Raw genomic sequence first — 25,767 nt, forward strand, 5'->3', positions numbered from 1 at the left:
CTGAAAATACAGTTAGTTCAACTTAAAATATGATTTTCTTGGAAAATGAAAGATTAGCTCATAAAAGATCCATGGTGAATAAATTACCAACAATTAGACCTTACAATTAATGTTAGATCTCGCCCTGACCCAAACTCAACTTGGCCGCTTACGCGGTGAGGTGGGGGTGAAGCTAGCCAAGCAAGGCTGGCTATCAAATAAGCGCTTCTTCACCAAAGCGAATACACACCCTCAGCACCTCGGGCCTGCTGTTATCGCAAAGAAGAGCCATGGATGCTTGCCACCAACTTGCCCCCGCTATGTTTACTGCAAAACAAATAGTTAATCTCTACGCCAATCGGATGCAAATCGAAGAATCATTTCGGGACTTAAAAAGCCCTGCTTATGGCTTTGGTTTGCGCCATTGCCGTAGTCGCAGCACGAAGCGCTTGGATATTTTGTTACTCATCAGCCTGTTGACTGAGGTTGTGCTTTGGTGCATTGGACTGATTGCTAGACAGCAAAATTGGCAGTATCAGTTTCAAGCCAACACCATCAAAACCCGCCATGTTTTATTAATAACACGGCTCGCAAAAGAGGTGCTAAGACGGCGGGACCACCAAAGAAATTACGCGGATATACAGTGGGCAATATGCGAATACATACGCGTGATCCATCAAACAGCGATGCTTAAATTATGAGGGGATCCGTCAGCGCCCCTATAATAAGTGAACCATGTGCTGGCGGGCGATTTGCTCCGCAAATGGCATGGCAGCCTTGGTGAATCTTAATTCAGAGGCTTGTTATATGCCTAGCTGCACCATTCTCCTAGTACATCACTTGATGAGCAACCATGCATCTTCAAATCTAAAGGATCGGAACCGAATGCAAGCGCAAACTGCTGTTCCCCTTCAATAGTTAACAACCAATTCACGCCAGATCTAGCTACGCCCCACACTGTTGCTGACTTGTATGTATTGAAATCAGCATCCTGAATAATCGTCGACGTCACCTTTACTAATACAGGCTCAATAATTGATTGCGACAGCCGCTCCGAAAGATGTCGAACGTGCTCTTCATAACTCTTAGCTCTCGGTGTAATGATCTGAGGTTCACTGACGTCTAAAGAAGCCTGAATCTTCGTAATCGCGTCGATTTTTCTCATGGCATATAACGCCTCGTTATATTGCTTCTTGCAGCACAACCTTATGATTAGCTTGATTTAGTGTAACACCAAAGCTATTAAGATGAAGTAGTTGACCATACTCATCCATATTATTGTCACGACCAGTTTGCCTTAACCACTCTTGATAGAAATGGTCGAACTCAGCGTCTTCGAACTGCTTAATTTCCTGCGATAACACCCAAGAATTCTCTACATTATCAATGTCAGGCAAATCAACTGATTTTATAGAAGTACCAAAGAGCTTTAGTAATATTACCAGTTCATCAAACGATTCTAGAACCACTGTTTCTTGAAGCTCAAATCTGGCTTCAAGATCATTAAGATTTTCTGGTTTGATTGAATCAGTTGCTAAAAACGAAAAGTGTATCAATAGATGCTGACTCCATTAGCAATATAACGCCGCCCAGCAGCGGCCGACTGTAAGGAGATCCAGCCAGCTTGCTGGCGTTGTTGCCTGGGATTGTTATATTCAATTTCTATTCCAAAGGTTTACATTTTTCTATGTTCGATTTCTTGGCATACTGCTGAAGAGCACTAACTCGATCTTCAATGCTTCCTCTAAGTACCTCACAATGTTCTGAAAGTGCTTTGTAAGCCTCACCGTCTACGGAATAGTGAGAGCAATCGCGCAAAATATCTCCTTCCCTACAACTGGCGACTCCTTTCCAATAGAGGTAAGAGCTTACAGCGTTGGTACATTCATAGTACTGCTGCCGTAAAACGGTAGAGATTTCCCGCCTTGCCTCCCGATATTCTTGGGTTAGCTCGCAGGCCACAACGGGTGTCAAAATAAAGAAAAGCAGGGGTAGTAAATACTTCATCCTTTGAATATAGCGCCCACATAAAAGGCGGAGCGTCAACGACGTCCAGCGCAACGTAGTGGAGCAATTTTTAATGTGCTTGTTAGAGTGTAAAAGCACGTTTTACCACTCTCTCATATTCTGTGGCACTAAACTTGAAGGGGCCAACTTCCCTGATTGGATCAGGATCCTCGTACCCATTCTCGTATGCAAATTCACTCCAGATATATTCCTCGCCAACTTTGGAAATCTTGCATCCGTAAGCACCGCAACCTATATCCGCACACTCTGGACAAACATAAATTAAGCTCCTGCCAGATCCTGTTTCAGGCGGCTCTTGCAGCAAAAGCTGTTTTAAACTGTGCTTATTTAGATTATCCCAGCCTCTTGCGAAACAGCCGAGAAAGTCACCGTGACTACCCGACTTACTAACCAGCTCGAACAATAGTGATTTTCCATTTATGGTGAAGTCAGAGGAATAGCTTTCATGCACAACTATTCCGTTATCTTCACTAACTTCCCTGTGTTTAATTTGAAAATCTAGCACTATTTCTCTCTTGCCCTCTAACGCCTGCATCTAGCGAATCCCCACAAAATATCTCTCGCTATCAAATACATAGAAACGCATCTCGTTGTGTGATCTAATTAATTTCGCCAAAAACAAACCAGATTACAACGAGATGCGCGAACTTAATATCATACACCAGCAGCTACAAAATCAATGCCCTTTCATTCACAAAAAGCGACTTAATTCCCTCATTGATTCCACTCAAGCATTGCTCAACGGTGACCGTCTCACCCTAACTCAACTTGGCCGTTTCATGGCGGGTAAGACATCCCCTAAACATGCCATTAAGCGTGTTGATAGGTTGCTTGGTAATGCACAGTTGCACCGCAAGCGCATCGATATTTATCGCTGGCATGCGCACTTAACTTGCAGTCTCAACCCTTTTCCATTTGTCCTTATCGACTGGGCTGACGTGCGTGAACAGCTGCGAATGATGACATTGCGCGCATCCATTGCCGTCAATGGTCGCAGCGTTGTTTTGTATGAACGCACCTTTGAATTCAAACATTACAATTCTCCTCGAAGCCATCAACGTTTCTTGGATGAGTTGAAACAAGTGATGCCTCCCAGCTGCACGCCCATTCTGATCACCGATGCCGGTTACCGAAATACCTGGTTTCGCCAAGTTGAAGCACTTGGTTGGTATTGGCTTGGCCGCTTACGCGGCGAGGTGGGTGTGAAGCTAGCCAAGCAAGACTGGCAATCAAATAAGCGCTTCTTCACCAAAGCGAATACACACCCTCAGCACCTCGGGCCTGCTGTTATCTCAAAGAAAAGCCCTCTTGCATGCCAGCTTTATTTGTACAAAGGGGCTGATAAGAAACGTAAAGGCAAGCGGCATAGCCGCACGGGTCAAAAGCATTCTGCTCAACACTTATATCAACGTTCAGCGAAAGAGCCATGGATGCTTGCCACCAACTTGCCCCCCGCTATGTTTACTGCAAAACAAATCGTTAATCTCTACGCCAAACGGATGCAAATCGAAGAATCATTTCGAGACTTAAAAAGCCCTGCTTATGGCTTTGGTTTGCGCCATTGCCGTAGTCGCAGCACGAAGCGCTTGGATATATTGTTACTCATCAGCCTGTTGGCTGAGGTTGTGCTTTGGTGCATTGGACTGATTGCTAGACAGCAAAATTGGCAGTATCAGTTTCAAGCCAACACCATCAAAACCCGCCATGTTTTATCAATAACACGGCTCGCAAAAGAGGTGCTAAGACGGCGAGACCACCAAAGAAATTTCGCGGATATACAGTGGGCAATCTGCGAATACGTGCGCGTGATTCATCAAACAGCGATGCTTAAATTATGAGGGGATCCGTCAGCGCCTGCATAAGGGGCTGATAATGCTTGGCTATAATTGTGCAGCGAAGCGGAACCGAGCCAAGCGTTAGCAGTCCCTTCACTTAATGCGCTTGTTAGCTATACTTTTCCGACTCAAATTCTGTATTTGACCATACTCGCCCAAGTTCAGGACTTTCAAGTGCAAACTCTGAAAAGACACAGCTGTATGATTGAGCCACATCACACATAAATTCAACCCAGTTTATTAAGTCTTCTTCGCTCAATTCATTACCGTAAGGGCGAGTTGTGCCAGTTAAGAGTTGATATCCTTTTTCGTCAACTTCACTAAGCTCAATTTCATAGTTTTCACTGAGTTGTAGAGCTAATTCATTTAACTTCGATGAAACGTCACAGAAGTGAGAAAAATCCATAGCGAATACTGTTTCCTCATTTGCACCAGAGCTTACAACAGCATTCCACAGTTGAGTTGCTTCATCGATTTTTCTATTTTTGATTCGGGCGTAATATTCTTCCCAAGTTTTCTGTGGATCGCTCATGGAACTCCCTGTATAGCTAACGCCCACTTAAGCGGACGGAAATAGTTGGCTAAAATGTGTAGCGTAGCGAAACTCAGCCAACTATTGGAGTTCCGACTTAAAGTGCTTGTTATGTGATTTTACGGGTTATATACCTGCTCGGCTTGCCAGTCTAAAATGGACAGCCCCATATTTAATGCAAGCTCTCCAACAACAGGAAGTGCTTCCTCAGCCTTAGAGTAGGAAAAACCGATAACAGGAGCTTTAACAGAAAAGTTATCTATTAAAGGACCATCACTCCAAACCCCATTATCAATTTCCTCGTCAGGTAAACTACACAAGCAAGGAAATAGTTTAATGACTTCATCATGGAATTGTTGATAGATATTTTCAATCTTTTCGACGTCAATTTCAGTCAAAGGATTTACAAGCTCAACTGCATCATCAAAGTTGGATGGTAGTTTAAAGTTCACTACTGCAATGGTATAACTCATCGATTCTCCATAATCACATAACGCCGCGTTAAGTGGTGAACAACGCCTGCCACCAAACCAAAACCTTTGTACCTTAAACACTAAACCTGACCGGAACTGAAACCGCCAAGCGTTGTGAATCCGTCTTAAACGCCTTGTTGAACGAAGCCGCTGCGCGGCAGAGTGTGGTTGATATTTCATACTCTAGTATCCCCTCATTTTGATGGGGCTCACTGGAGTAAACTCATGAATACCACCGACCAACAACGCTTTGAATTTCTTTATCAACAACATCTTACCAACTTAACCTTGCAAGGCAAGCGCGCTGCAACCATTGATGCTTATGCCCGTGCAGTGCGTCGCCTTGCTGCTTTTTTTGATCGCTCACCCGACACCATGACCACGGCTGATTTAAAGCAATATTTTGCCAGCTTAATTGCCACCCATTCGTGGAGCACGGTGAAGCTCGATCGCAATGGCTTGCAGTTCTTCTATCGCTATACCCTCGATCGACAGTGGGAATGGCTTAACATTGTCAAGCCTCCACAAGTGAAGCGTTTGCCAGATATCTTAACCTCAGCCCAAGTCGGCTGGTTGATTTCCATGACGGTTAAGTGTCGTTACCAAGTGTTCTTTTTGGTGCTCTACACCTTGGGATTGCGGTTAAGCGAAGGGCTTAACTTAACCATCTCGGATATCGACAGCGCATCAATGCAGGTTCATGTGCGTGACGGTAAAGGCGGTAAAGACCGGCTGGTGCCATTACCTTCTCGCACCTTAGTGGCACTGCGCGGCTACTGGGCCACTCATCGCCACCCTCTATTACTGTTTCCGAAAATGGGCCCCGACAGTGATAGCCCGATGGATAAAGGCAGTGTGCAAAAAGCCATGCAGCGGGTGTTGGCCGATTGCAATATAAAACAACATATTAGCCCCCATTCACTGCGCCATTGTTATGCCACCCATTTACTGGAGCAAGGCTTGGATTTGCGCTCACTGCAAGTATTGCTCGGTCACGCCAGTCTCAATACCACCGCGCGTTACACCCATCTGACGCGCGTGAAGCAAGCGGACAGTGTCGCGGCGGTCAACCAGCTCGCCGACAGACTCGTGTTGATGTGGGCAAACTCATGAGTGCCTTTATTGAACTGCTGCGCGAACATCAGGGTGAATTGCAGCAAACCTACTCACTTAGCCATGACATGCGCCGCGCTATTCATGCTTTATTACGCTGTCAAACCGAGCAACAAGGTCACTCAACATGGCAATGTCACCGCTGCCCACATCAGGAAGTGACGCCGTTATCGTGTGGCCATCGGTTTTGCCCGCAGTGCCAACAGCACACCGCGTCCAACTGGTTATGGCGCCAGCAAAGCAAACTACTGCCAACCACCTACTTTATGGTCACCTTCACCTTGCCTTATGAGTTAAGGGGACTGGCTAAGTCTCATGCTCGCCAGCTTTATCCACTGATGTTTAAAGTGAGCGCCCAAATCCTTAAAGACTTCGCTGCCAGACAGCACCAAGGTGAACTCGGCTTTACCTCGGTGCTGCACACTCACAGCAGACAGCGCAATCTGCATCCGCACTTGCACATATTAGTTGCAGGCGGTCGCTATGACACCAGTAAAAAGCAGTGGCATAAAGGCAACAACAACTACCTGTTCAACGCCTTTGCGCTGGCAAAAGTGTGGCGCGCCAGAATGCTCAATGCTATTAATCAACACCCAAGCTTGAGTTTGCCCAATCACATACCAGCAAAATGGGTAGTGGATTGTCGCGCCGTGGGCGAAGGGCTGCCGACACTGAAATACTTGTCCCGTTATCTGTATCGCGGTGTGTTGGCCGACAAAGACATCATCGACATTCAACCACACCAAGTCACGTTTCGTTATCGCGATGGGCAAACCCAACAGTGGAAACAGCGCACGCTGCCAACCCTTAAGTTCTTGATGTTGATACTGCAACACGTGCTGCCTAAGGGATTACAACGCGCTCGCGACTACGGCTTTTTACGCGGCAATGCCAAGGCCATCTTGCATCAAATCCAGTGCTTGTTGTTGCCACTGCTGCAATTACTGCTGGGGATAGCACCGCCTAGTCAACCCAAACACACTTGCCCGTGTTGCCAACACAGCATGCGCTGCATCGGTATCAGTCGACCGAGATAATCAACCCCACAGGGACGCAATAAGGATAATGGCGTTGATTAAATGAAGAGGAGAAGCACCACTAAAACAACATACAGGCAAGAGGTAACACACTGATAAGGATGGCGTTTACAACATGGCGCCCCTTGCATCCATCCCGCTCGTCTTGAGAAAAGTGATCAGGGTCAGCGCGGCTGATACCACATCGCGTAATTTACTTAATAATGAAAGAGTCGAGCACATCGAGGCTCGGGCTTGTCCAACAACCGAATAAGGTGTCGGCTGCGCGACACCTATTCTTATTTGTTAAGTTTATTTTTTCGGTCTTGCTTCTTGCTCATTAGGATTATAGAAAAAGTTGATATTATTTACGTTAAAATCCAGATCCTTAGGTAAAGCTACACCTAGATAAATTTGTTGTAATACTGCGCCAAATACCATTATTGCTTGGTAAGTTGTATGTTGAAAGACACCATCTGGACTATGGCTGGACTCATTACCTAACCATTTAATCGCCTCAAGTGCTCTAATACATTTACACTCGACTTTTCCAAGCTTTTTACATTTATCTAAGCGCTCTTGTAATGGAATAGGTTTTGGATATCCTTTGCTGCTAAGAACGTCCACACCATTTTTGGTTCTATGCTGTTCGATACCTAGCTGAGTCAACAATTCTTCGACAGCGACTCTTAACTTATTGCCACATGATGCTTGCTCTACCCAGAAAAGTGAAAACACCATTTCCAACAACATTCTAATCTTGTACGGGTACTTTGAGTCCAATGGAAAGAAATTGGGAGCTGGATTTATAAAGGTTGGTGTAAATAACATTTCATATCCACATTCCTCATCGAAGTAGACCTCACCTGACATCACCAGAACTCCAGCGTCTGCACACTCCTGATTTTTACACTGTAAGTCTGACCGTAAAATTGCCCTTGTATCTCCACCAGTTCTAACATCTGAAATTTGACGTATATTGGGTTCACCTAGCGGACTCATGTCACCCTGGTTACATGTTGGACATACAAATGCGGGAATTTGCTCTTGTGAATATAAAATACCCTGTTCCAATTCTTTGTCTCCATAAACTTAACGCTGGCAGCAGCGGCTTGTAAAATGGGCGTTTGTTTTGCGGCTTTTTGCAAAACGAGTGACCGTTTTACAAGTCCGTTGCCTGCCCTTGTTATGCTCATTTTCCCCAGACATTAACAATATCTCTTATATAGATTGTATCCGGATCATCTTCATCTCTATATAGATAACCGATGTCTTTTAAAATCTCTCGAGACTCTAGCTCTTCAATGAGTTCATTTGTAACATCTCTATATGATTTAAGGTCACATTTTGATCCATTTGAAAATGGCCAATCGCTATCAGAATCACTCACGAACTGAATCTCATCTCCCTGGTTTTGAAGAAGATACCAAGTAACGAGAGCAGATTGAGCTGAACCTCCGGCCAATTCTCTTTTCTTGTTTCCATTCAGATGACAGAAAGAAATAAGTTCCTTCTTTGTCTGATTCACTAGTTCAAATTCAATTGCCATAACTAACCGAGAGCATAACGCCGCATTAAGCGGACTAAAATAGCGGGTTATAATGTGGAGCGCAGCGAAACCAAACCCGCTGTTTTAGTTCCGTTTTAAATGCCTTGTTAGTTGGTGGACTGCTTTTATAAAGCCATTGCAAACACTAAGGTTGATTTCAAAACCCACAATTGCAGAAACTAGACTGCAAATGCCACACTTTAAAGAGTTAAGTTAATCGAGCAGCCTGAATACTGTGGTGAACCTAGTGCATGTTGCTACAGACGAAAATTAACGCCTTCACTTGGGTGGCATTTACTGTTCATAACCGAACATTAAACGCGCCAATTTTATAAAAGTTAACAGCCCTTTTCAGATTCAAGTTCACAACAAAACAACTTAAAACGCTTTTATTATTTTTTGCCAACTAACAGTGTATTACACTCTTTTCTTGGTAAACCCGCACGCTTCCGCCTAGGCTTACCCCATTAATGTCGTTTATTATCAGACTGTTACGCAAGATTCATCGACGTTAACTCTCATCTAAGAGGAAAACAAACCGAGACTGAAAATTACCGAGACCCAATCTGGCCCCCGTAAAGAAACAGGCTGATATTTTTTGTGATTATATATCAATGAATTAGCCATCTAATGTGAACAAAGCGAGACTTTTGCATTTTATTTACCGCGCCACGGACAGGCTGAATCACTCAAATCTCTATTACACCTGTATGAATACCCATCACCTTGAAGTTGTGGTTGGTATGACCGAGGGGTAAATCCCCTGACTATCTTTAATTTAGATAACATCATCAGGAGATTGGCGAGGTTAGATTAAGACTTACGCGGTTTTTTATTAAACCCGGCATAGGGGTTTTGCCCTGTGCCTTCTTTGCGGTTTTGCTTTTGTCCTGGTGCACTTTTTTTCGGTGTTTGCGGCGAGCCCTCTGACAGCGACTGTTGACGCTTGGCTGAATTCACCCCGCGGGTAGAAAAGCGGCGTTGGCCTAGCTTAATTTGCCCTTGCTTGGCCGCTTTTTGTTGTTGCTGCTTAGAAACCTTAGTGGAGGCATCTTCTGCATTGCTGGAGTTGGCCAGCATGCCGGTAAGCTGGTGCATTTCATGCTCGGTTAGCTCACGCCACTGGCCCTTGTGCAGCTTTTCTAAGGTGATGTTCATGATGCGCGTGCGTTTTAGCTTCATCACGTTGTAGCCAAGGTATTCACACATGCGGCGGATTTGCTGATTAAGTCCTTGAGTCAACACGATGTTAAACACAAACTGGCTTTTCTTTTGCACCTTGCAGCGCTGGGTGATGGTGCCCAAAATCGGCACCCCTTGCGCCATGCGACGAACAAACTCATCGGTGATGGGTTTATCCACCGTCACTACGTATTCTTTTTCGTGTTGGTTGCCGGCACGCAAGATCTTATTAACGATATCACCGTCACTGGTCAAAAAGATGAGCCCTTCAGACGGTTTATCTAGACGGCCAATAGGAAATATACGCAGCGGATGGTTAATGGCATCAATGATGTTGCCATGAACATGGCGCTCGGTAGTACAGGTTATGCCAACGGGTTTGTGATACGCCAAATACACCGCTTTTTGCTTGGCTTTTACCGGCTTGCCATTCACTAAAACGGTATCTTGGCTGGTCACTTTGACGCCCACGCCCGCCACTTGCCCGTTCACCTGAACCTGACCCGACTCTATCAAGCGATCAGCCTCTCGGCGTGAGCAAAAGCCAGTTTCACTGATGAATTTATTTAACCGTTTTGGCTCGTTTTCTGGCTGGCTCATGGGTTTGTCCTACAAAAAAAGGCAAATTTTAGGGGGAATAGCTTAGCACTGCAATTAAAAGCTTAAAACAAATCAGGATACTTGCGTCGATAGCGCCCTAACATGGTCTCATTGCCCAACACGCCGCCTTGGTGGAGATACATAATCGGGGTGGTCGCGTCTTGTTGGGTTAGCCAAGGCATAATGGTGAGCCAGGCGATCGGATCATATAGCAGGTCAAATTCGACTTGTGTTTGCTGCAATAACTGTTGCCATACTTCAATACAGGGGCGATACAGTTTGCCAAAGTGGTATTTTTTCTTTGGTGTCACGATGTAAGGAAAGTCGCGTTGGTCTTGAGATAGGGAGCGAAATTGCTGCACAAGGTAGTCCGGCGACCCAACACAGGGGCAAGTGAATACCTGAATCGCAATGGATGGCTGGTCACGCAGGCATTGCTGTAAAAACAACGCTGTGGTGCCGGTTCCCGAGGGCAACACGAGGTTTAACCTTGATAGCCCTTGTTGCTCGCACCATTGCTGGATTTCTTGTGCCAGTTGAGCCACGCCATATCTGGCCTCGGCCATGCGTCCTCCCTCACTGATCAGCACACTGGCTGGCTCGTGGTGTTGCTGCCACTCGCGCAAATAGGGCTCAATTTGTTCGCCTTTGATTGTCTCGGGTAAACACTTTATATTGGCGCCAAGGGCTAAGGCATGCTGGTAATTACCACTGGGGTGGTCAACTAAAAACTGCGGTAAATGCTGGACATAAAAGTCGAGTGAGGCCTGTTTAAGTTTTGCCAGCGCGGCAAGGCTCAACAAGGTGTTGGCTTGAGCGGAGCCATAGCCGATTAGTTTGCCGCCTTCTAGTTCAGCCTGTTGTAAAAAGTAGGCAAACTTGCGTGCTTTATTGCCAGAAAAATAGCGGTCCAGCAGGTCATCACGTTTTAACCACAGCCCTTGGCCATTGAACTCAATCGCTTCAACTGGGCTGTGTTGCAGTATCAGCGAGTTTAGCGACATGCCGGAGAGCGATTAGCTTGTTGTCCCTTGGCCTGCCATTCTTCGGGGGTAAACGTATGTAACGCTAAGGCGTGGATCTGGTTGGCTAACTCATCAGCTAATAGCTCATTCACCGCGCGATGGCGTGCCAGTAGTCGCTTGCCTTCAAATGCCGCAGACACTAATACCACGCGGAAATGACTTTCTGCACCATGATCGGAGCGGTGCTTATGGCTTTCATTTTCCACTTCAATCAACGCTGGTGTAAAAGCCGCTTGCAGTTTTTGAGTAATTTGTTCTTGGATCATAACATTCCTTTATCACACGGGTTGTAGAGTGCTAGTTTACCTTGCCGCCCAGCCTTAAAGCCAGCGCCTCACGCGACGGCAATATGCTTGATATGATTCACCGAATAACCGTGTCAGCACTTGCTCTTCTGGAATGATTTGAAACAGGTTCATATAAATCACGAACAAGGGCGCCACCAAAAAAGCCGTGAGAGCACCTAAGTAAGAAGCCCAAGCCAGCAGACAAAACAGCAAACCTAAATACATAGGATTTCGGCTAAAGCGGTATATGCCCGATGTCACCAAGGTGCTTGCTTGCTCTGGGTTGATGGGATTGACTGTGGTGTTAAATCGGCGAAAAAGCCCAACCCCAGACAAACCAAAAATTAACCCCAATAAAATAAAGAGGGAGACCGCAGGATAAATCCATTGCGCTGGTAAACTCACCCCGGGCAGCCAGATCGCGATAAGCTTGGCCAGCACCATGGCCACGACCAACACCCCAACGGGCAGCACCTTTAACGATAACGACATGATTCCTCCTCATCGTCAGTGATATCGCATATCAACTATCATAACCCAATGGCAGCAAACACATCGAGTTTTATTCATTTTCCTGCCTCGCTAGTATGACTTTTTGCATTCACCTTAAACCACCAATAAGCAGTTGAATATAAATAAATATTTTCATTTTCAAGGCAATAAGCAATCGCTATTTAGTTTGACTATTAGGGCTCCAAAGTAGTATAAATGGCGCCATTTTTACCGCTCGGCTAATTTTCATACACTTGCTCAAGATGAGATCCTGACTTATGTCGCGATCTAGGATTAACGTTAGGCATGGCTTTATGCATTGCCTGCGTGAGGTAAGGGTATGTTGGCATTGAGGGGTGTTGGACATTAAAGTTTGGAAGGAAGTAACATGAAAGTGGGCATCATCATGGGGTCAAAATCAGATTGGCCAACTATGCAACATGCAGCAGCGATGCTAGATCAGTTCGGTATCGCCTATGAAACCAAAGTGGTTTCAGCTCATCGCACTCCGCAACTGTTAGCAGATTACGCCGGCGAAGCCGCCAGCCGTGGCTTAAAAGTGATCATTGCCGGTGCTGGCGGTGCAGCACACTTACCCGGTATGGCTGCGGCATTTACCAGCCTGCCTGTTTTAGGTGTACCGGTTAAATCGAAAGCCTTAAATGGTGTAGATTCTTTACTTTCTATTGCTCAAATGCCAAAAGGCGTCGCAGTGGGCACCTTAGCCATTGGCGATCCAGGCGCAGCCAACGCAGGTTTATTGGCGGCTCAGATTTTGGCAACCAGTGATGATGCCCTGATGGCAAAGATCGACAGTTTCAGAAAAACCCAAACCGAGACAGTACTGGCTAACCCAGATCCATCAGAGGACTAATATGAAAGTCTTAGTTCTTGGCTCAGGCCAACTTGCGCGCATGATGTGCTTGGCTGCTGAGCCACTTAATATCAGCATTATTGCTTACGATGTTAATCAAGACCGCATCGTGCATCCGATTACGCAACAAGCCGAAGCATTGAGTTATCAGCAAGCCATTGACTTAGTGGATGTGATCACGGCTGAGTTTGAACATATCCCAGCACCTGTACTGGCCTTGGCCGAGCAAAGTGGCAAGCTCAAACCGGGCGCAAATGCGATCCAAGCCGGTGGTGATCGTCGACTGGAAAAGGCCTTACTGGATCAAGCTAATGTCAGTAACGCAAAATACCATGTGGTGTCAGACAAACCGAGCTTTGACGAGGCCATTGCCAAATTAGGCCTACCCATCGTGTTTAAAACCGCTAAAGAGGGTTACGATGGTAAAGGTCAGTGGCGTTTAAAAGAGGCGGCGCAAAGTGATGTTATCTGGCAACAGATGGCATCCGTGCTAGCCAGCAGCGATGCATCTCAAGCGATAGTGGCCGAGCAGTTCATCCCATTCCAACGCGAAGTGTCGATGATCGGTGCACGTAACGCCAGTGGTGAAATAAAAACTTATCCATTAACCGAAAATCATCATGAAAACGGAGTGCTGAGTGTGTCGATAGCACTGGGCGAGAATGATGTATTGCAGCAACAAGCCGACCAGATGTTTACCGCGATTGCCGAAGCGCTCGATTATGTGGGTGTGCTCGCGGTGGAGTTTTTTGATCTTGACGGTCAGCTGCTGGTTAACGAAATCGCGCCGCGAGTTCATAACTCAGGTCACTGGACGCAACAAGGCTGTTATTCAAGCCAGTTTGAAAATCACATTCGTGCGGTGTGTCATCTGCCTTTAGGTGACACAGAACTGATCCGCCCTAGCCTGATGGTAAACTTGCTTGGTGAAGCACAAGTGGATAATCAAGTGCTGGCCATCCCAAGCGTTGCCATTCACTGGTACAACAAAGAGAATAAGCCTGGACGAAAAATGGGCCACATCAATGCCAGCGCTTATGACAAGCCAGCATTGAAGCAAAAGCTACTTGATTTGCAGCAATTACTGCCAGCGAGTACGCATCAAGGCATTTCCGCCGTCCTTAACAAGCTAAATTAACCTCATTAGCTCACCTGTCAAACCAGCTATCGCCCCTTTTTTGGTCACGCTTTAGCTGGTTTTTTTATTTTTCTAAGAAAAATACGGTGTCATATCAAAGTAAATAAATAAACTAGTTATAAAATTACAACGTTTTGTAAGCCGTCAATTTATGTTTTACGGGCGCGACAAATACTTTAAACGTGTGCTATCTCGGCATTTTAATACGGGTTTGAGTAACCATTAGTTTGCATATTTGTAACAAAAAAACAGATATTTGGTCTACCCGCCCCTTAGCAACCCGATATATGTAGCAAAATTACAGTATTTCTGAAATTTTTTTAGACTCGCATCATGGTTTTGTAAGATAGGATACGAACTAAGTCTACAATTTCAGTATAGTGACCCAATAATACTAAGGCTTATTTCGTATTGAATCTAAGCCCAATAAGCGAGCATCAGGTAATTAAGAGCAATGAATACACTCGAAAAGATCCAAAAAAGCCTCGACAGCTTCAGTAAATCTGAACGTAAAGTGGCTGAAGTTATTTTGGCTTCCCCGCAAACAGCCATTCATTCCAGTATTGCAGCATTAGCCAAGATGGCCGATGTCAGCGAGCCCACCGTGAATCGCTTTTGTCGCCGCCTTGATACCAAGGGCTTTCCCGACTTTAAATTGCACCTTGCCCAGAGCTTGGCCAACGGCACGCCTTATGTAAACCGCCACGTTGACGAAGACGATGGCCCCGATGCCTATACTTCTAAAATATTTGAATCATCCATGGCCTGTCTTGACGCAGCAAAAAGCTCCCTTGACACCCAAACGGTCAACCGTGCGGTCGATGTATTAACGCAAGCCAATAAGATTTCCTTCTTTGGTTTAGGGGCATCTTCTTCCGTTGCCCACGACGCGCTGAATAAGTTTTTCCGCTTTAATATTCCGGTGCAATGTTTCGATGACATCTTGATGCAGCGTATGAGTTGTATTAACAGTGGTGAAGGCGATGTGATTGTATTGATTTCACATACCGGACGTACCAAGTCCTTGGTCGAGATTGCCACCCTAGCACGGGAAAATGATGCGACCGTGATCAGCTTAACCGCCAAAGATTCCCCTTTGGCCCGCGAGTCAAACTTAGTTCTGTCGATGGATGTACCCGAAGATACGGATATCTACATGCCAATGGCCTCTCGCTTGGCCCAACTGGTACTCGTTGATGTATTAGCAACAGGGTTCACCTTACGCCGCGGCATTAAATTCAGAGAGAATTTAAAGAAAGTAAAAGAGAGCATTAAGGACTCTCGCTTTGAAAAACCGAATTTTTAATTAAGGGCTCTGACGAGCCCTTTTTTTTGCATTTTATTTTGTCATAGGCTGTGCGCAGCCATCAATATACACGGAGTTAAACATGACGAGACGTACCAAAATTGTCACGACCCTAGGACCGGCTACCGATAGAGATAATAACCTAGAGAAAATTATCGTTGCTGGCGCCAACGTAGTGCGCATGAATTTTTCCCATGGCAGCCCAGAAGATCACGTAAAGCGTGCCCAAGAAGTCCGTGATATCGCCAAAAAACACAACCGCGAAGTGGCCATTTTAGGCGATCTGCAAGGCCCAAAAATCCGTATCTCGACCTTTAAAGAGAAGAAAATTCAATTAGCCGTGGGCGATAAATTCTGCCTAGACAGTGATTTTCCAAAAGGGGAAGGTAACCAAGAAAAAGTTGGCCTTGATTATAAAGAATTGCCAAACGACGTTGCGCCGGGTGACATCCTGTTATTGGATGACGGTCGCGTTCAGTTACAAGTTGAGCGTGTAGAAGGCAACTGTGTGCATACCGAGGTCATTATTGGTGGTCCTTTATCAAACAATAAAGGCATTAACAAAAAAGGCGGTGGCTTAAGCGCCGCAGCCCTGACCCCCAAAGATAAGGAAGACATAAAAACTGCGGCCTTGATTGACGTAGACTACCTTGCCGTGTCTTTCCCACGCAACGGTGAAGACATGCGCTATGCCAGAGAGCTAGCCAAAGAAGCCGGTTGTAACGCTAAATTAGTGGCCAAAGTTGAACGTGCAGAAGCCGTTGCAACGGATGAAGCGCTAGAAGATATCATTATGGCATCGGATGCCGTCATGGTTGCGCGTGGCGATTTAGGAGTGGAGATTGGCGACGCGAACCTAGTTGGCGTACAAAAGAAAATGATCCGCTTAACCCGTAAGCTGAATCGCGTGGTGATCACCGCAACGCAAATGATGGAGTCGATGATTTCTGCTCCTATGCCGACCCGTGCCGAAGTGATGGACGTCGCCAACGCCGTACTTGATGGTACTGATGCGGTGATGCTATCTGGCGAAACAGCCGCCGGTGACTACCCCGTCGAAACCGTTAAAGCCATGGTAGATGTGTGTTTAGGTGCTGAAAAACACCCTAGCATCAATGTGTCAAAACACCGCATGAACTACACCTTTACCTCGGTTGATGAAACGATTGCCATGTCGACCATGTATGCCGCTAACCACATGAAAGGACTTAAGGCTATCGTCGCTCTGACCGAGTCTGGTGCCACGCCAAGACTGATGTCACGCATCAGCTCTGGTTTGCCTATCTATGCGTTATCACGCAATCAAAAAACCTTAAGCTTGTGTGCGCTATATCGCGGCGTTACCCCGATCAATTTCTGCAGCGGGGACACGGTTGATAGCCTGACTATCACCCAGCTAGCCATCGATCATCTAAAGGAAGAAGGCCGCTTAGCCACAGGCGATCAGGTGCTGTTCACCCATGGTGATCAGTACAACAAAGGGTGTACCAATACCTGTAAGATCTTAACGGTTGAGTAACCCCGCCCTAAGACGCTAAAAGCCCTCTATGAGGGCTTTTTTGTTCATGCTAATCAACCTTGTTATTAGAGTTTATCAAACTCGTCTACCGCCACGGCTTGATCGGTTAACTCAATGGCTTTGAGCAGTAGAACTTGCTCATCGCGAGTCAAAAGCCCTTTAGCCACGGCCTGCTCTATGTTACCAACCAAAGTCTCTGCGTTTAATAGGCCTTGTTTAACGCCATCAGTGAGTTTTTGCTCCGCCTCCAACGCCGCCAGACGGGCTTTAAAGCTGCGCTCAACAATGCCTGTGGCGTCATCATCCGCGTCTCCTATGTAACACAAATGTGTGATAGCATCGCGGACCTCGCAATCTGACATCATGGTTTGGCAAATCTGCTGCGCGAGCTTATCCGACGGTAAGGGATAATTGACACCCCATGGAAACAGCAAGGTTTTAAGCACTTTGGCCACCAAGGGCTGGGTAAAGTTAACGAAGAAACCATTAAAGGCTTGGCCTATCTGATACAGGTTATATTGTAAGTTATAGTGAACAAACGGCTTATCACTGGCTAATTCGCCGCGGTGACGGAACCACTTTAACGTCGCTGAAGCGAGATAAAGGTGACTCAGTACATCCCCTAAACGCGCTGACAATAACTCTCGACGTTTGAGATCGCCGCCTAACATCAACATGGACACGTCTGCGGTTAATGCTAGGGCTCGGCTCATACGGCTTAACTGACGATAATAACCCGCCATTTCCCCGTCGACGGGCGCTTTAATCAAACGTCCTGACGTCAGCCCTTGTAGGGTCCCCATCAGCACATTACTTGCCGCAAAACCTAGGTGACGTATTAACAGGTGATCAAAATCGGCTAAGCCTTGTTGGGCATTGGGATCATCTGCTGCCGCTAGCTCCTTAAGGACATAAGGGTGACAACGCGTTGCCCCTTGACCAAAGATCATCAAGCTTCGAGTCAAAATATTCGCCCCTTCAACGGTAATGGCGATGGGAATGCCTAAGTAGGCATGACCTAAATAGTTTCGTGGGCCGAGTTGGATGGCCTTGCCCGCATGGATATCCATGGCATCACTGAGTAACGTGCGCCCCATCTCTGTCATGTGATACTTAGCGATAGCCGTGATTATGGCTGGACGTTCACCCAAATCTAACGCTGTGGTCGTTAAGGCTCGACTGGCTTCCAGTTGATATGTAAAGGCACCGATACGCGCCATGGTGCCCTGCACCCCTTCAAACTTACCGATGGGAAGGCCAAATTGCTTACGTACAAAGGCATAAGCGCCTGTCATTCGAGTCGAAAGATGCCCACAAGCCGCGCCGAGTGCGGGCAATGAAATGCCCCGCCCAGCGGATAAGCACTCCACCAGCATACGCCAACCTTTACCCGCATAGGCTTGCCCACCGATCACCCACGCCATCGGGATAAAAACATCGTCGCCTTGGGTTGTGCCATTTTGGAAGGCGAGCCCCATAGGATAATGGCGTTTTCCTATTTTCACCCCAGGGTGGGATGTCGGGATCAATGCACAAGTAATGCCTAACGCGGGCTGTTGACCGATTAAGCCATCCGGATCATAAAGCTTAAATGCAAGTCCAAGCACACTCGCAACGGGGGCCAAGGTAATGTAGCGTTTATCCCATGTCAGACGTATGCCAAGGACAGATTGTCCTTCAAAGTCACCGTAACAAACAATGCCTTTGTCGGGAATGCTGCCCGCATCTGAGCCAGAGTTGGGCCCCGTTAACGCAAAACACGGCACTTCTTCACCTTTGGCCAAGCGTGGCAACCAGTATTGTTTTTGCTCTGACGTGCCGTAATGACTGAGCAACTCACCCGGCCCCAATGAGTTGGGCACCATGACAGTGACCGCCACAGAGAGACTGCGAGTCGCAATGCGGCTAACGATGGTGGAGTTAGCAAAAGCCGAAAACCCTTTACCGCCGTAGGCTGGGTCTATGATTAAGGCAAAAAAGCCCTGCTCGCGTAGGTATTGCCATACCGCCTGTGGTAAACGATGATCGTGCTGCACAATTTGGTAATCATCCACCATGGCCAGCAAGGTGTTCACTTGATTATCGATAAAGTCTCGCTCAGCTGTTGTCAGCTGAGTTAAAGGGTAATCGTGTAATTTTTGCCAATCGGGTTGGCCTGCAAATAACTCCCCATCCCACCAAACCGTGCCGGCTTGCATCGCTTCTTGCTCGGTGGCCGAAAGTGGAGGGAGAATTTGTTTGAAGTAACGAAACGTTGGCCCGCTAATCAGTCTTAACCGAATCGGTTTAACCAACAGCACGACGAGCACAGTGGTGCAGATAACAAGTAATAATTCCATACCGCCCCCTCAAACCGCCAATGTAGGCATGGGTACGCATCCATTGCGGTCGCGTAACAGGTTGTACATCATTTAAGGTGATTACGATTTCGCCACCTAGTTGGCTCAAAGCTGATAAACCTGGGTTTATCCTTACCCTAACCAACTGAATTAATATGAAACGGGTAACAGTGGATCATTGCCTGCCACCCAAACCAAGTATAGGTGGCAGAAAATCAGAACAGCAAATTTAGAAGCAAGGTCGCGCTTGTGTTAGCGCGGCAAGGGATCAGTGCGTGAATTGCGACACGTTAAGCCAAGTTTTTGATAAGTGGCTATCTAGGCCCGCCGCATGGGGGGTCGCACTCTGGCTTAACATTTCAGGGGTAACCAATAAAATGCCTTTGTCCGACACGCAGTATTTTTTTGCATCTTGTTCGGCATCATAGCCAATCACGGTGCCAGGGGGAACTTGACAGCCCTCTGCAAGGATGGCGCCTCGGATCTTACAATCTCGGGCGATACTGACCGATGGCAGCACAATACATGCCTCTATCTGGCTACGCTTTTCCACTCTGACTCTGGAAAATAGCAGTGAATTTTTTACCCTAGCCCCCGAAATGATGCACCCCGCGGAAACCACCGAGTCTAATGCCTCGCCTCGACAGCCATCATCATCAAACACAAACTTAGCCCCGGGTAATTGCTCTTGGCAGGTATAGATAGGCCAGCGTTCATCATATAGATTCAATTCCGGACTCACACTCACCAAATCCATGTTCGCTTGATAGTACTCATCAAGGTTACCCACGTCCTTCCAGTAATGCTGAATGCCATCGGATACCGAATTGAACACATAAGTATACACATTATGATGCTGGATGGCTTCTGGGATAATGTTGTAACCAAAATCATGGGCCGATTGTTGATTTTCCGCATCAGCAATCAACATTCTTTCAAGGACATCAATATCAAAAATATAAATACCCATTGAGCATAAAGCATGTTTGTCATCACCGGGAATACGCGATGGCGAAGCCGGTTTTTCCTCAAATGCGGTGATCCGTTGTGACTCGTTGATTTCACAAACCCCAAACGATTTAGCCCGCTCAACATCGGCACAAATGGTTGCGACCGTTAACTCCGCACCACGGCGCACGTGCTCAGCTAACATCAAGCTGTAATCCATCTTGTAGATGTGATCGCCACCCAAAATCAGTACATGTTTGCAACCTTGGCGCCGTAATAAGTCCAGATTTTGAAAAACAGCATCGGCGGTGCCTTTATACCAGTCGTCTCCCTTTTGTTGCTGGGCTGGAACGATGCCGACGTATTCGCCTAACTCCCAGCGCATGTGGCCCCAGGCACGTTGAATGTGAAACACCAAATCACATGCTTTATATTGGGTTAAAACATCGACACGTCGGATCCCAGAGTTGATACAATTGGACAGGGTAAAATCGATGATACGGTACTTACCGCCAAAAGGAATCCCCGGCTTAGCTCGGTTATGGGTGAGGTGTTGCAAACGTTTTCCTTTCCCCCCCGCGAGTACGATGGCAACGGTATCTCTCAATTGGGCACTTGCAGCATAAGTTGCATTGAACATGTTGTTATTTCTCCTCGCCAAGGCGCAAAAGCCAAGGCGCAAAAAATGAAGTCACGATGAAAATTTTGGGCGTCTATTAGGTATGGAAAAGGAGTTAAGATCTGTCAAACTTAAAAGTAACATTTTTGTCATTAAATGGACTTATTTTGATGGATGTCAATGTGGCAAGAAAGGTGCCAAAAAGCGTTACCGGATCAACCTGTGATACCTCAACGTCTATCGGCAGATATGATCTACAGCAGGTGTTTGTAGGGGGATTGAATAGCTGTGAATGTCAGGTTACGTCAGTTTAAACAACTTGAGGTAACTGCTCAAAATGCCATCTTCAAATTCAACAGCAGAGTGCATTCCTGATTCTTCATTACCAACAATATCAAATTCATAGAGATGCTTATCGGCCTTGATGCTGACTTTCACCACCCCATTGTCAAGTTGCCATTGGCCACTTAAGGTGGCACGGTCAAACAGCGCAATGTCGCGCAGGGTGCCATTGGCATAAAAATGCATCTCGGTGGTGTAACCACTTGGGTTCGTCTTAACCCAAACCGTATTCACTATCTCTTCTTTGCTCAAGGAGCGCTTACTTTGCAACCAGAGTACGTATTCGCCTTTTGTTGTCACGAAGGTTTTAAGATCTTCATCAAATGGCGAGCGGGTGTTCCAAAATGGCGAAGTGTGGCCCTCAACTTCTCGCGAGAACAACAATATCTTTTTATCTAGCTCAGACCAATCTTGACTTAACATGGAGCACTCTCTATGCCTCGGGTTAGTATCTCGCTTATTAAAGCAATGAAAACCTCAAATATTGCTTGTTAAAAAGCATAGAAAATGTAACAAGAAATGCCGTGAGGAGAAGAAAAACTGCGAGCTAAGGCAATAAAAAAGCAGCCTTGAAGGCTGCTTTTTCGATCAATATCGTATTTTTATTTTACTTGGCCTTTTTCGCTGCAGGTCGCTTCTTCGTTTGCTCTTCGACCCACTTGCCATCGACATATTTAGCCACCCAACCTGTCGGTTTTTTATCGACTTCTGTCATGACATATTGCTCTTTTGTTTTACGGCTATATCTGACGACGGCAGGTAAGCCTTCAGGATCGTGCTCCGGCGCATGGGTTAAATATTCAAATTTAGGCGATATTCTGTCTTTAAATCGTACCAGCTCTGACACTAATGGCGCCCGCGTCTCACGTGATTTCGGGAAGGTGCTGGCAGCCAAGAAGATACCCGATGCGCCATCGCGCAGAATAAAGTACGCATCACTATTAGCACAGGGCAACTCAGGTAAATGAACCGGATCTTCTTTTGGCGGGGCGACCTCACCATTTTTTAGGATCTTACGGGTATTCTTACATTCTTCGTTAGTACACCCCATGTACTTACCAAAACGGCCATTTTTAAGCTGCATGTCATGGCCACAACGGTCACACTCGACCACAGGACCATCATAGCCCTTGATTTTAAATTTGCCTTGTTCAACTTCGTAGCCATCGCATGACGGGTTGTTACCACAAACATGTAATTTGCGGGTTTCGTCAATTAGGTAGCTGTCCATTGCGGTGCCACATTTACCACAACGGCGCTTGGCCATTAAGGCTTCGGTCTCGGCGTTTTCCCCTTCAGGGATGGCTTCCTCACCTGGCGTCAAGTTAATGGTTGTTTTGCAACGCTCCTTGGGCGGCAAGTTATAACCCGAGCAGCCTAAAAAGACCCCCGTACTGGCGGTTCTAATGCCCATTTCACGGCCACAGGTCGGACACTCAATATTGGTCACCACCATTTCATTAGGCGGCATGCCGCCTTCTTCTTCCGGTAATTCAGCTGTAATGAGTTTATCTTTAAAATCAAGATAAAAGGCGCTAAGCAGTTGTTTCCAGTTTTCTTCGCCGTTGGCCACGCGGTCTAACTCGGCTTCCATCTCAGCGGTAAAATCATAGCTCATCAGCTTTTCAAAGCTGCCTACCAAACGGTCGGCGACAATTTCACCCATTTTTTCAGCATAAAAACGACGGTTCTCAACCTTGACATAACCGCGATCTTGAATGGTAGAAATAATGCTCGCATACGTAGATGGACGCCCTATTCCTCGTTTTTCAAGTTCCTTAACCAAGGATGCTTCACTGTATCTTGCTGGAGGCTTAGTGAAATGCTGCTGAGGATCCAGTTTAACCAAGTTAAGGACATCCTCCTTAGCTAAATCCGGTAAATGAATATCTTCACTGTTCTTACGAACGGCCGTTTGAACCCGTGTCCAACCATCAAAACGTAGGATTCGACCTTTGGCTTTAAGGTGGTAATCACCCGCGGCCACCGTCAACGTCGACGAGTCATATTTGGCTGGCACCATTTGACACGACACGAACTGACGCCAGATTAGCTCGTATAAGCGCTGTGCGTCTCGGTCAAGGCCTTGAATATCATTTTGTGACACATTGACGTCAGATGGACGGATCGCCTCGTGAGCCTCTTGTGCGCCATCCTTGCTACCGTATTTGTTTGGCTGCTCAGGCAAATATTTATTGCCATAATGCTCGACAATGTAATCGCGTGCCGATGCAACTGCATCTTGGCTCAAATTGGTTGAGTCAGTACGCATATAGGTAATGTAGCCCGCCTCGTATAAGCGCTGCGCTAACATCATGGTTTTTTTCACGCCAAAGCTAAGGCGTGTACTGGCCGCCTGCTGCAAGGTAGACGTAATAAACGGAGCAGAAGGCTTGCTGGTGGTCGGCCTATCTTCACGTTTATACAAACTAAACTGACTGCGCTTGAGCGCGTCTACCGCCGCCATGGCTTGAGTTTCATTCACGGGTTTAAAAGCATTACCTGCACACTTGGTTACTTCCATGCGCAAGGTTTCGCCTTTAGGCGTGGTTAAATCAGCATGTAAATCCCAAAACTCTTCGGGATTAAATGCTTTGATTTCTCGTTCTTTGTCGACCACTAAGCGCAAGGCAACCGACTGCACTCGCCCAGCAGATAAGCCCCGAGCAACTTTTTTCCAAAGTAACGGGGAGGCCATATAACCCACCACGCGATCTAAGAATCGACGCGTTTGCTGGGCGTTAACCCGATCGATATTAAGCTCTGTCGGCTCACTAAACGCATCTTGAATGGCGGATTTAGTAATTTCGTTAAACACAACGCGTTGGTATCTGTCATCACTGCCGCCAAGGACTTCACGTAAATGCCACGCGATAGCTTCCCCTTCGCGGTCCAAATCGGTTGCGAGATAAACAGTGTCTGCTTTTTCAGCTAAGGTTTTGAGCTCATTAACGACTTTTTCTTTGCCCGGCAGTATCTCATAGTGAGCCTGCCAATCTTTTTCTGGGTTGACCCCCATGCGGGCAACCAAGGCGGCCTGATCTTTCTTTTGTTTGATTTTGGCTTTTTCTTCTGCCGACAAACCTTTGGTGGAGGTTTTGGCCTTGGGTGTCGCCTTTTTTGCACTGCCACTGGTTGGCAGGTCTCGGATATGTCCGACGCTCGACTTAACAACAAAATCCTTCCCTAGGTATTTGTTGATTGTTTTCGCTTTTGCTGGTGACTCTACAATTACTAGGGATTTGCCCATAAATTCCGCTTTACTCTGGTCTTAGTGATTAACTGTCCGGATACCCATTATGTATCCTGCGCTTGGCGATAATAATTATTATAAATTTTTAGCTCTGGTTACTCAGTGTTAACTTGATCGCGTGCTTAGTATTTACTTGGATGCTTTTTAGCTGAATCGACTGCCATCATCATCAAGCTTGATTGCAGCGGATTGTAGCCGCGAGATAACGCAATGCAACCCTATTAATATGAAAATGCGTTGGAATGCTGCTTTCTGTCAAGAAAAAAATACAATTTTCTTTTCGCAGACGCCTCAGCAATGCTTTCCCAACCAAGGTGAAATTACGCTAAATTTAAAACAAGACAAAGGGGGGGGTATACCCAATCAACCTGGATATGCTTGATTTCAGCAAGCGTTTACAGGCGTTTAGGCAAGGCATTGATTGCAGGTAATGGTTTTCCCCTTATCAAAATCAATAACGCGGCATAAACGCCTGTAAAACTTGCCCTTTGGGAGTGCCACCGTACTTCCACTACGTTGTTACGCTAATTTAGAAGGTGTCTACATTCTTGCATTAGCGTGCCTAGTATTGAAAGCACGGTGGCGCTTTGAAACATGCATCTTCAAGTAGATTGGGTATAGTACTTTATTTAAGGCTTTTTCGCCCCGTAACGCGACGGGTATGGTACGCCAACTCAATCGTGGTTAAATAGACCGTCGCAAGTGCCTAGGTCATGCATTATGGGTCATGAATTTAGCTTTAATTAAACCACCACAGCGCTTAACTTAGCGGCATGAAGATAGGCGGCATGAGGACAAGCGTGCGACATCAAACTGGGGATAGATATGACAGCAATAGAAATGAACTTTGATGGTTTGATTGGGCCAAGCCATCACTTTGCCGGTTTGGCCTTTGGAAACTTGGCTTCAAGTCGATTTGCCCATCGCCCATCCAGCCCCAAGCAAGGTGCACTCCAAGGCCTTGAAAAAATGAAGTTGCTACACCAACTTGGCGTGCCGCAAGGGATCTTACCGCCATTGCGCAGGCCCAACTTCGCCATACTGGAGCAATTAGGCTTTAGGGGCAGTCGCGCCGAAGTCATTCAACAGGCCGCCCAATACGACAAGGCCTTACTCGCTAGTTGCTATTCGGCTTCTTGTATGTGGACGGCGAATGCCGCCACCGTTACAACCAGTGCCGATAGCCACGACCATCGGGTGCATTTAACGCCCGCCAATTTGATCAGCCAGTTTCACCGCTCCATTGAGCCCGCCGATACGGCTGACATGCTAAAAGCGGTATTTGCTAACCCCCAACTCTTTTGCCATCACCCCAGCT

At 46.5% G+C, this 25,767-nt stretch carries 23 protein-coding genes and 1 pseudogene; 9 read left to right on the forward strand and 15 right to left on the reverse strand.

Going from position 1 to position 25,767, the window contains the following annotated elements; genetic code table 11:
- Positions 1 to 261 precede the first annotated feature (261 nt).
- Positions 262 to 602: pseudogene (locus K6Y21_RS20455) on the forward strand (transposase); the annotation flags it as partial.
- 188 nt (positions 603 to 790) lie between these two features.
- Here K6Y21_RS20455 and K6Y21_RS20460 read toward each other — a convergent pair.
- The 3 genes from K6Y21_RS20460 to K6Y21_RS20470 all read right to left on the reverse strand — a co-directional run bounded on the left by K6Y21_RS20460 (position 791) and on the right by K6Y21_RS20470 (position 2,542).
- Positions 791 to 1,144: a hypothetical protein gene (locus K6Y21_RS20460; protein ID WP_233073787.1), complete on the reverse strand. Its 354-nt coding sequence runs from the start codon at positions 1,142 to 1,144 to the stop codon at positions 791 to 793.
- Positions 1,145 to 1,160: 16 nt separating this feature from the next.
- The gene (locus K6Y21_RS20465; RefSeq protein WP_233073788.1) at positions 1,161 to 1,535 is read right to left on the reverse strand and encodes a hypothetical protein; all 375 of its coding nucleotides are present in this window, start codon (positions 1,533 to 1,535) and stop codon (positions 1,161 to 1,163) included.
- 533 nt (positions 1,536 to 2,068) lie between these two features.
- Positions 2,069 to 2,542: a hypothetical protein gene (locus tag K6Y21_RS20470; RefSeq protein ID WP_233073789.1), complete on the reverse strand. Its 474-nt coding sequence runs from the start codon at positions 2,540 to 2,542 to the stop codon at positions 2,069 to 2,071.
- A 103-nt stretch (positions 2,543 to 2,645) separates the two neighbouring features.
- On the opposite strand from K6Y21_RS20470, the gene K6Y21_RS20475 reads away from it, so the two are divergent.
- Positions 2,646 to 3,845 (forward strand): IS4 family transposase, encoded by a 1,200-nt coding sequence (locus tag K6Y21_RS20475; protein WP_233073790.1) that lies wholly within the window; start codon positions 2,646 to 2,648, stop codon positions 3,843 to 3,845.
- Between the two features lie 106 nt (positions 3,846 to 3,951).
- Here K6Y21_RS20475 and K6Y21_RS20480 read toward each other — a convergent pair whose 3' ends face one another.
- Positions 3,952 to 4,374, reverse strand: coding sequence for a hypothetical protein (locus tag K6Y21_RS20480; protein WP_233073791.1), 423 nt, complete (start codon positions 4,372 to 4,374; stop codon positions 3,952 to 3,954).
- A gap of 119 nt (positions 4,375 to 4,493) precedes the next feature.
- Positions 4,494 to 4,847 carry a hypothetical protein gene (locus K6Y21_RS20485; RefSeq protein WP_233073792.1) on the reverse strand — a complete coding sequence of 118 codons (354 nt, stop codon included), beginning with the start codon at positions 4,845 to 4,847 and terminating at the stop codon, positions 4,494 to 4,496.
- Between the two features lie 225 nt (positions 4,848 to 5,072).
- Between K6Y21_RS20485 and K6Y21_RS20490 the strand changes: the two genes are divergently transcribed.
- Both K6Y21_RS20490 and K6Y21_RS20495 read left to right on the forward strand, forming a co-directional pair.
- A complete protein-coding gene (locus tag K6Y21_RS20490; protein ID WP_233073793.1) occupies positions 5,073 to 5,960 on the forward strand; it encodes a tyrosine-type recombinase/integrase in 888 nt (295 codons plus the stop codon).
- Complete coding sequence (locus K6Y21_RS20495; RefSeq protein WP_233073794.1) at positions 5,957 to 6,997, forward strand: IS91 family transposase; 1,041 nt, start codon at positions 5,957 to 5,959, stop codon at positions 6,995 to 6,997. The genes K6Y21_RS20490 and K6Y21_RS20495 overlap by 4 nt, the downstream gene beginning before the upstream one ends.
- A gap of 291 nt (positions 6,998 to 7,288) precedes the next feature.
- Here the strand turns inward: K6Y21_RS20495 and K6Y21_RS20500 are convergent, their stop codons facing one another.
- From K6Y21_RS20500 to K6Y21_RS20525, 6 genes are all read right to left on the reverse strand, one after another.
- Positions 7,289 to 8,050: a DUF4145 domain-containing protein gene (locus tag K6Y21_RS20500; protein ID WP_140299845.1), complete on the reverse strand. Its 762-nt coding sequence runs from the start codon at positions 8,048 to 8,050 to the stop codon at positions 7,289 to 7,291.
- Between the two features lie 118 nt (positions 8,051 to 8,168).
- On the reverse strand, positions 8,169 to 8,525 hold the full coding sequence (locus K6Y21_RS20505; protein ID WP_233073291.1) for a hypothetical protein: 357 nt from the start codon (positions 8,523 to 8,525) through the stop codon (positions 8,169 to 8,171).
- Between the two features lie 813 nt (positions 8,526 to 9,338).
- Complete coding sequence (gene rluF, locus K6Y21_RS20510) at positions 9,339 to 10,307, reverse strand: 23S rRNA pseudouridine(2604) synthase RluF (protein WP_233073796.1); 969 nt, start codon at positions 10,305 to 10,307, stop codon at positions 9,339 to 9,341.
- Positions 10,308 to 10,369: 62 nt separating this feature from the next.
- Positions 10,370 to 11,311 carry a 1-aminocyclopropane-1-carboxylate deaminase/D-cysteine desulfhydrase gene (locus K6Y21_RS20515; RefSeq protein WP_233073797.1) on the reverse strand — a complete coding sequence of 314 codons (942 nt, stop codon included), beginning with the start codon at positions 11,309 to 11,311 and terminating at the stop codon, positions 10,370 to 10,372.
- Positions 11,302 to 11,598, reverse strand: coding sequence for a BolA family protein (locus K6Y21_RS20520; RefSeq protein WP_233073798.1), 297 nt, complete (start codon positions 11,596 to 11,598; stop codon positions 11,302 to 11,304). Before K6Y21_RS20520 ends, K6Y21_RS20515 begins: the two co-directional genes overlap by 10 nt.
- Before the next feature lie 54 nt (positions 11,599 to 11,652).
- Entirely contained in the window at positions 11,653 to 12,111 is a 459-nt protein-coding gene (locus tag K6Y21_RS20525) for a methyltransferase family protein (RefSeq protein ID WP_233073799.1), read from the reverse strand.
- A 388-nt stretch (positions 12,112 to 12,499) separates the two neighbouring features.
- Between K6Y21_RS20525 and purE the strand changes: the two genes are divergently transcribed.
- The 4 genes from purE to pyk all read left to right on the forward strand — a co-directional run bounded on the left by purE (position 12,500) and on the right by pyk (position 16,948).
- Positions 12,500 to 12,985, forward strand: coding sequence for a 5-(carboxyamino)imidazole ribonucleotide mutase (gene purE, locus K6Y21_RS20530; protein WP_233073800.1), 486 nt, complete (start codon positions 12,500 to 12,502; stop codon positions 12,983 to 12,985).
- Position 12,986: 1 nt separating this feature from the next.
- On the forward strand, positions 12,987 to 14,123 hold the full coding sequence (locus tag K6Y21_RS20535; RefSeq protein WP_233073801.1) for a 5-(carboxyamino)imidazole ribonucleotide synthase: 1,137 nt from the start codon (positions 12,987 to 12,989) through the stop codon (positions 14,121 to 14,123).
- A gap of 454 nt (positions 14,124 to 14,577) precedes the next feature.
- Complete coding sequence (locus tag K6Y21_RS20540) at positions 14,578 to 15,429, forward strand: MurR/RpiR family transcriptional regulator (protein WP_233073802.1); 852 nt, start codon at positions 14,578 to 14,580, stop codon at positions 15,427 to 15,429.
- Positions 15,430 to 15,511: 82 nt separating this feature from the next.
- On the forward strand, positions 15,512 to 16,948 hold the full coding sequence (gene pyk / locus K6Y21_RS20545; protein WP_233073803.1) for a pyruvate kinase: 1,437 nt from the start codon (positions 15,512 to 15,514) through the stop codon (positions 16,946 to 16,948).
- A gap of 65 nt (positions 16,949 to 17,013) precedes the next feature.
- Here the strand turns inward: pyk and K6Y21_RS20550 are convergent, their stop codons facing one another.
- The 4 genes from K6Y21_RS20550 to topA form a co-directional block, all read right to left on the reverse strand.
- Positions 17,014 to 19,287, reverse strand: coding sequence for an acyl-CoA dehydrogenase (locus K6Y21_RS20550; protein WP_233073804.1), 2,274 nt, complete (start codon positions 19,285 to 19,287; stop codon positions 17,014 to 17,016).
- 268 nt (positions 19,288 to 19,555) lie between these two features.
- Complete coding sequence (gene glgC, locus K6Y21_RS20555; protein ID WP_233073806.1) at positions 19,556 to 20,875, reverse strand: glucose-1-phosphate adenylyltransferase; 1,320 nt, start codon at positions 20,873 to 20,875, stop codon at positions 19,556 to 19,558.
- Between the two features lie 279 nt (positions 20,876 to 21,154).
- Positions 21,155 to 21,619 (reverse strand): hypothetical protein, encoded by a 465-nt coding sequence (locus K6Y21_RS20560; RefSeq protein ID WP_233073808.1) that lies wholly within the window; start codon positions 21,617 to 21,619, stop codon positions 21,155 to 21,157.
- A 184-nt stretch (positions 21,620 to 21,803) separates the two neighbouring features.
- A complete protein-coding gene (gene topA, locus K6Y21_RS20565; RefSeq protein WP_233073810.1) occupies positions 21,804 to 24,446 on the reverse strand; it encodes a type I DNA topoisomerase in 2,643 nt (880 codons plus the stop codon).
- Between the two features lie 828 nt (positions 24,447 to 25,274).
- On the opposite strand from topA, the gene K6Y21_RS20570 reads away from it, so the two are divergent.
- Positions 25,275 to 25,767: N-succinylarginine dihydrolase (locus tag K6Y21_RS20570; RefSeq protein ID WP_233073812.1), on the forward strand; the 493-nt coding region annotated here is incomplete at its 3' end.

The organism is Motilimonas eburnea, from assembly GCF_021295345.1.
GTDB lineage: Bacteria > Pseudomonadota > Gammaproteobacteria > Enterobacterales > CBDFNC01 > Motilimonas > Motilimonas eburnea.

Bases quoted from the DNA above. Each gene is read 5' to 3' on its own strand.
- K6Y21_RS20460 (WP_233073787.1), bottom strand. From the start codon at position 1,144: ATGAGAAAAATCGACGCGATTACGAAGATTCAGGCTTCTTTAGACGTC.
- K6Y21_RS20470 (WP_233073789.1), bottom strand. From the start codon at position 2,542: ATGCAGGCGTTAGAGGGCAAGAGAGAAATAGTGCTAGATTTTCAAATT.
- K6Y21_RS20475 (WP_233073790.1), top strand. From the start codon at position 2,646: ATGCGCGAACTTAATATCATACACCAGCAGCTACAAAATCAATGCCCT.
- K6Y21_RS20480 (WP_233073791.1), bottom strand. From the start codon at position 4,374: ATGAGCGATCCACAGAAAACTTGGGAAGAATATTACGCCCGAATCAAA.
- K6Y21_RS20485 (WP_233073792.1), bottom strand. From the start codon at position 4,847: ATGAGTTATACCATTGCAGTAGTGAACTTTAAACTACCATCCAACTTT.
- K6Y21_RS20490 (WP_233073793.1), top strand. From the start codon at position 5,073: ATGAATACCACCGACCAACAACGCTTTGAATTTCTTTATCAACAACAT.
- K6Y21_RS20495 (WP_233073794.1), top strand. From the start codon at position 5,957: ATGAGTGCCTTTATTGAACTGCTGCGCGAACATCAGGGTGAATTGCAG.
- K6Y21_RS20505 (WP_233073291.1), bottom strand. From the start codon at position 8,525: ATGGCAATTGAATTTGAACTAGTGAATCAGACAAAGAAGGAACTTATT.
- rluF (WP_233073796.1), bottom strand. From the start codon at position 10,307: ATGAGCCAGCCAGAAAACGAGCCAAAACGGTTAAATAAATTCATCAGT.
- K6Y21_RS20515 (WP_233073797.1), bottom strand. From the start codon at position 11,311: ATGTCGCTAAACTCGCTGATACTGCAACACAGCCCAGTTGAAGCGATT.
- K6Y21_RS20520 (WP_233073798.1), bottom strand. From the start codon at position 11,598: ATGATCCAAGAACAAATTACTCAAAAACTGCAAGCGGCTTTTACACCA.
- K6Y21_RS20525 (WP_233073799.1), bottom strand. From the start codon at position 12,111: ATGTCGTTATCGTTAAAGGTGCTGCCCGTTGGGGTGTTGGTCGTGGCC.
- purE (WP_233073800.1), top strand. From the start codon at position 12,500: ATGAAAGTGGGCATCATCATGGGGTCAAAATCAGATTGGCCAACTATG.
- K6Y21_RS20535 (WP_233073801.1), top strand. From the start codon at position 12,987: ATGAAAGTCTTAGTTCTTGGCTCAGGCCAACTTGCGCGCATGATGTGC.
- K6Y21_RS20540 (WP_233073802.1), top strand. From the start codon at position 14,578: ATGAATACACTCGAAAAGATCCAAAAAAGCCTCGACAGCTTCAGTAAA.
- pyk (WP_233073803.1), top strand. From the start codon at position 15,512: ATGACGAGACGTACCAAAATTGTCACGACCCTAGGACCGGCTACCGAT.
- K6Y21_RS20550 (WP_233073804.1), bottom strand. From the start codon at position 19,287: ATGGAATTATTACTTGTTATCTGCACCACTGTGCTCGTCGTGCTGTTG.
- glgC (WP_233073806.1), bottom strand. From the start codon at position 20,875: ATGTTCAATGCAACTTATGCTGCAAGTGCCCAATTGAGAGATACCGTT.
- K6Y21_RS20560 (WP_233073808.1), bottom strand. From the start codon at position 21,619: ATGTTAAGTCAAGATTGGTCTGAGCTAGATAAAAAGATATTGTTGTTC.
- topA (WP_233073810.1), bottom strand. From the start codon at position 24,446: ATGGGCAAATCCCTAGTAATTGTAGAGTCACCAGCAAAAGCGAAAACA.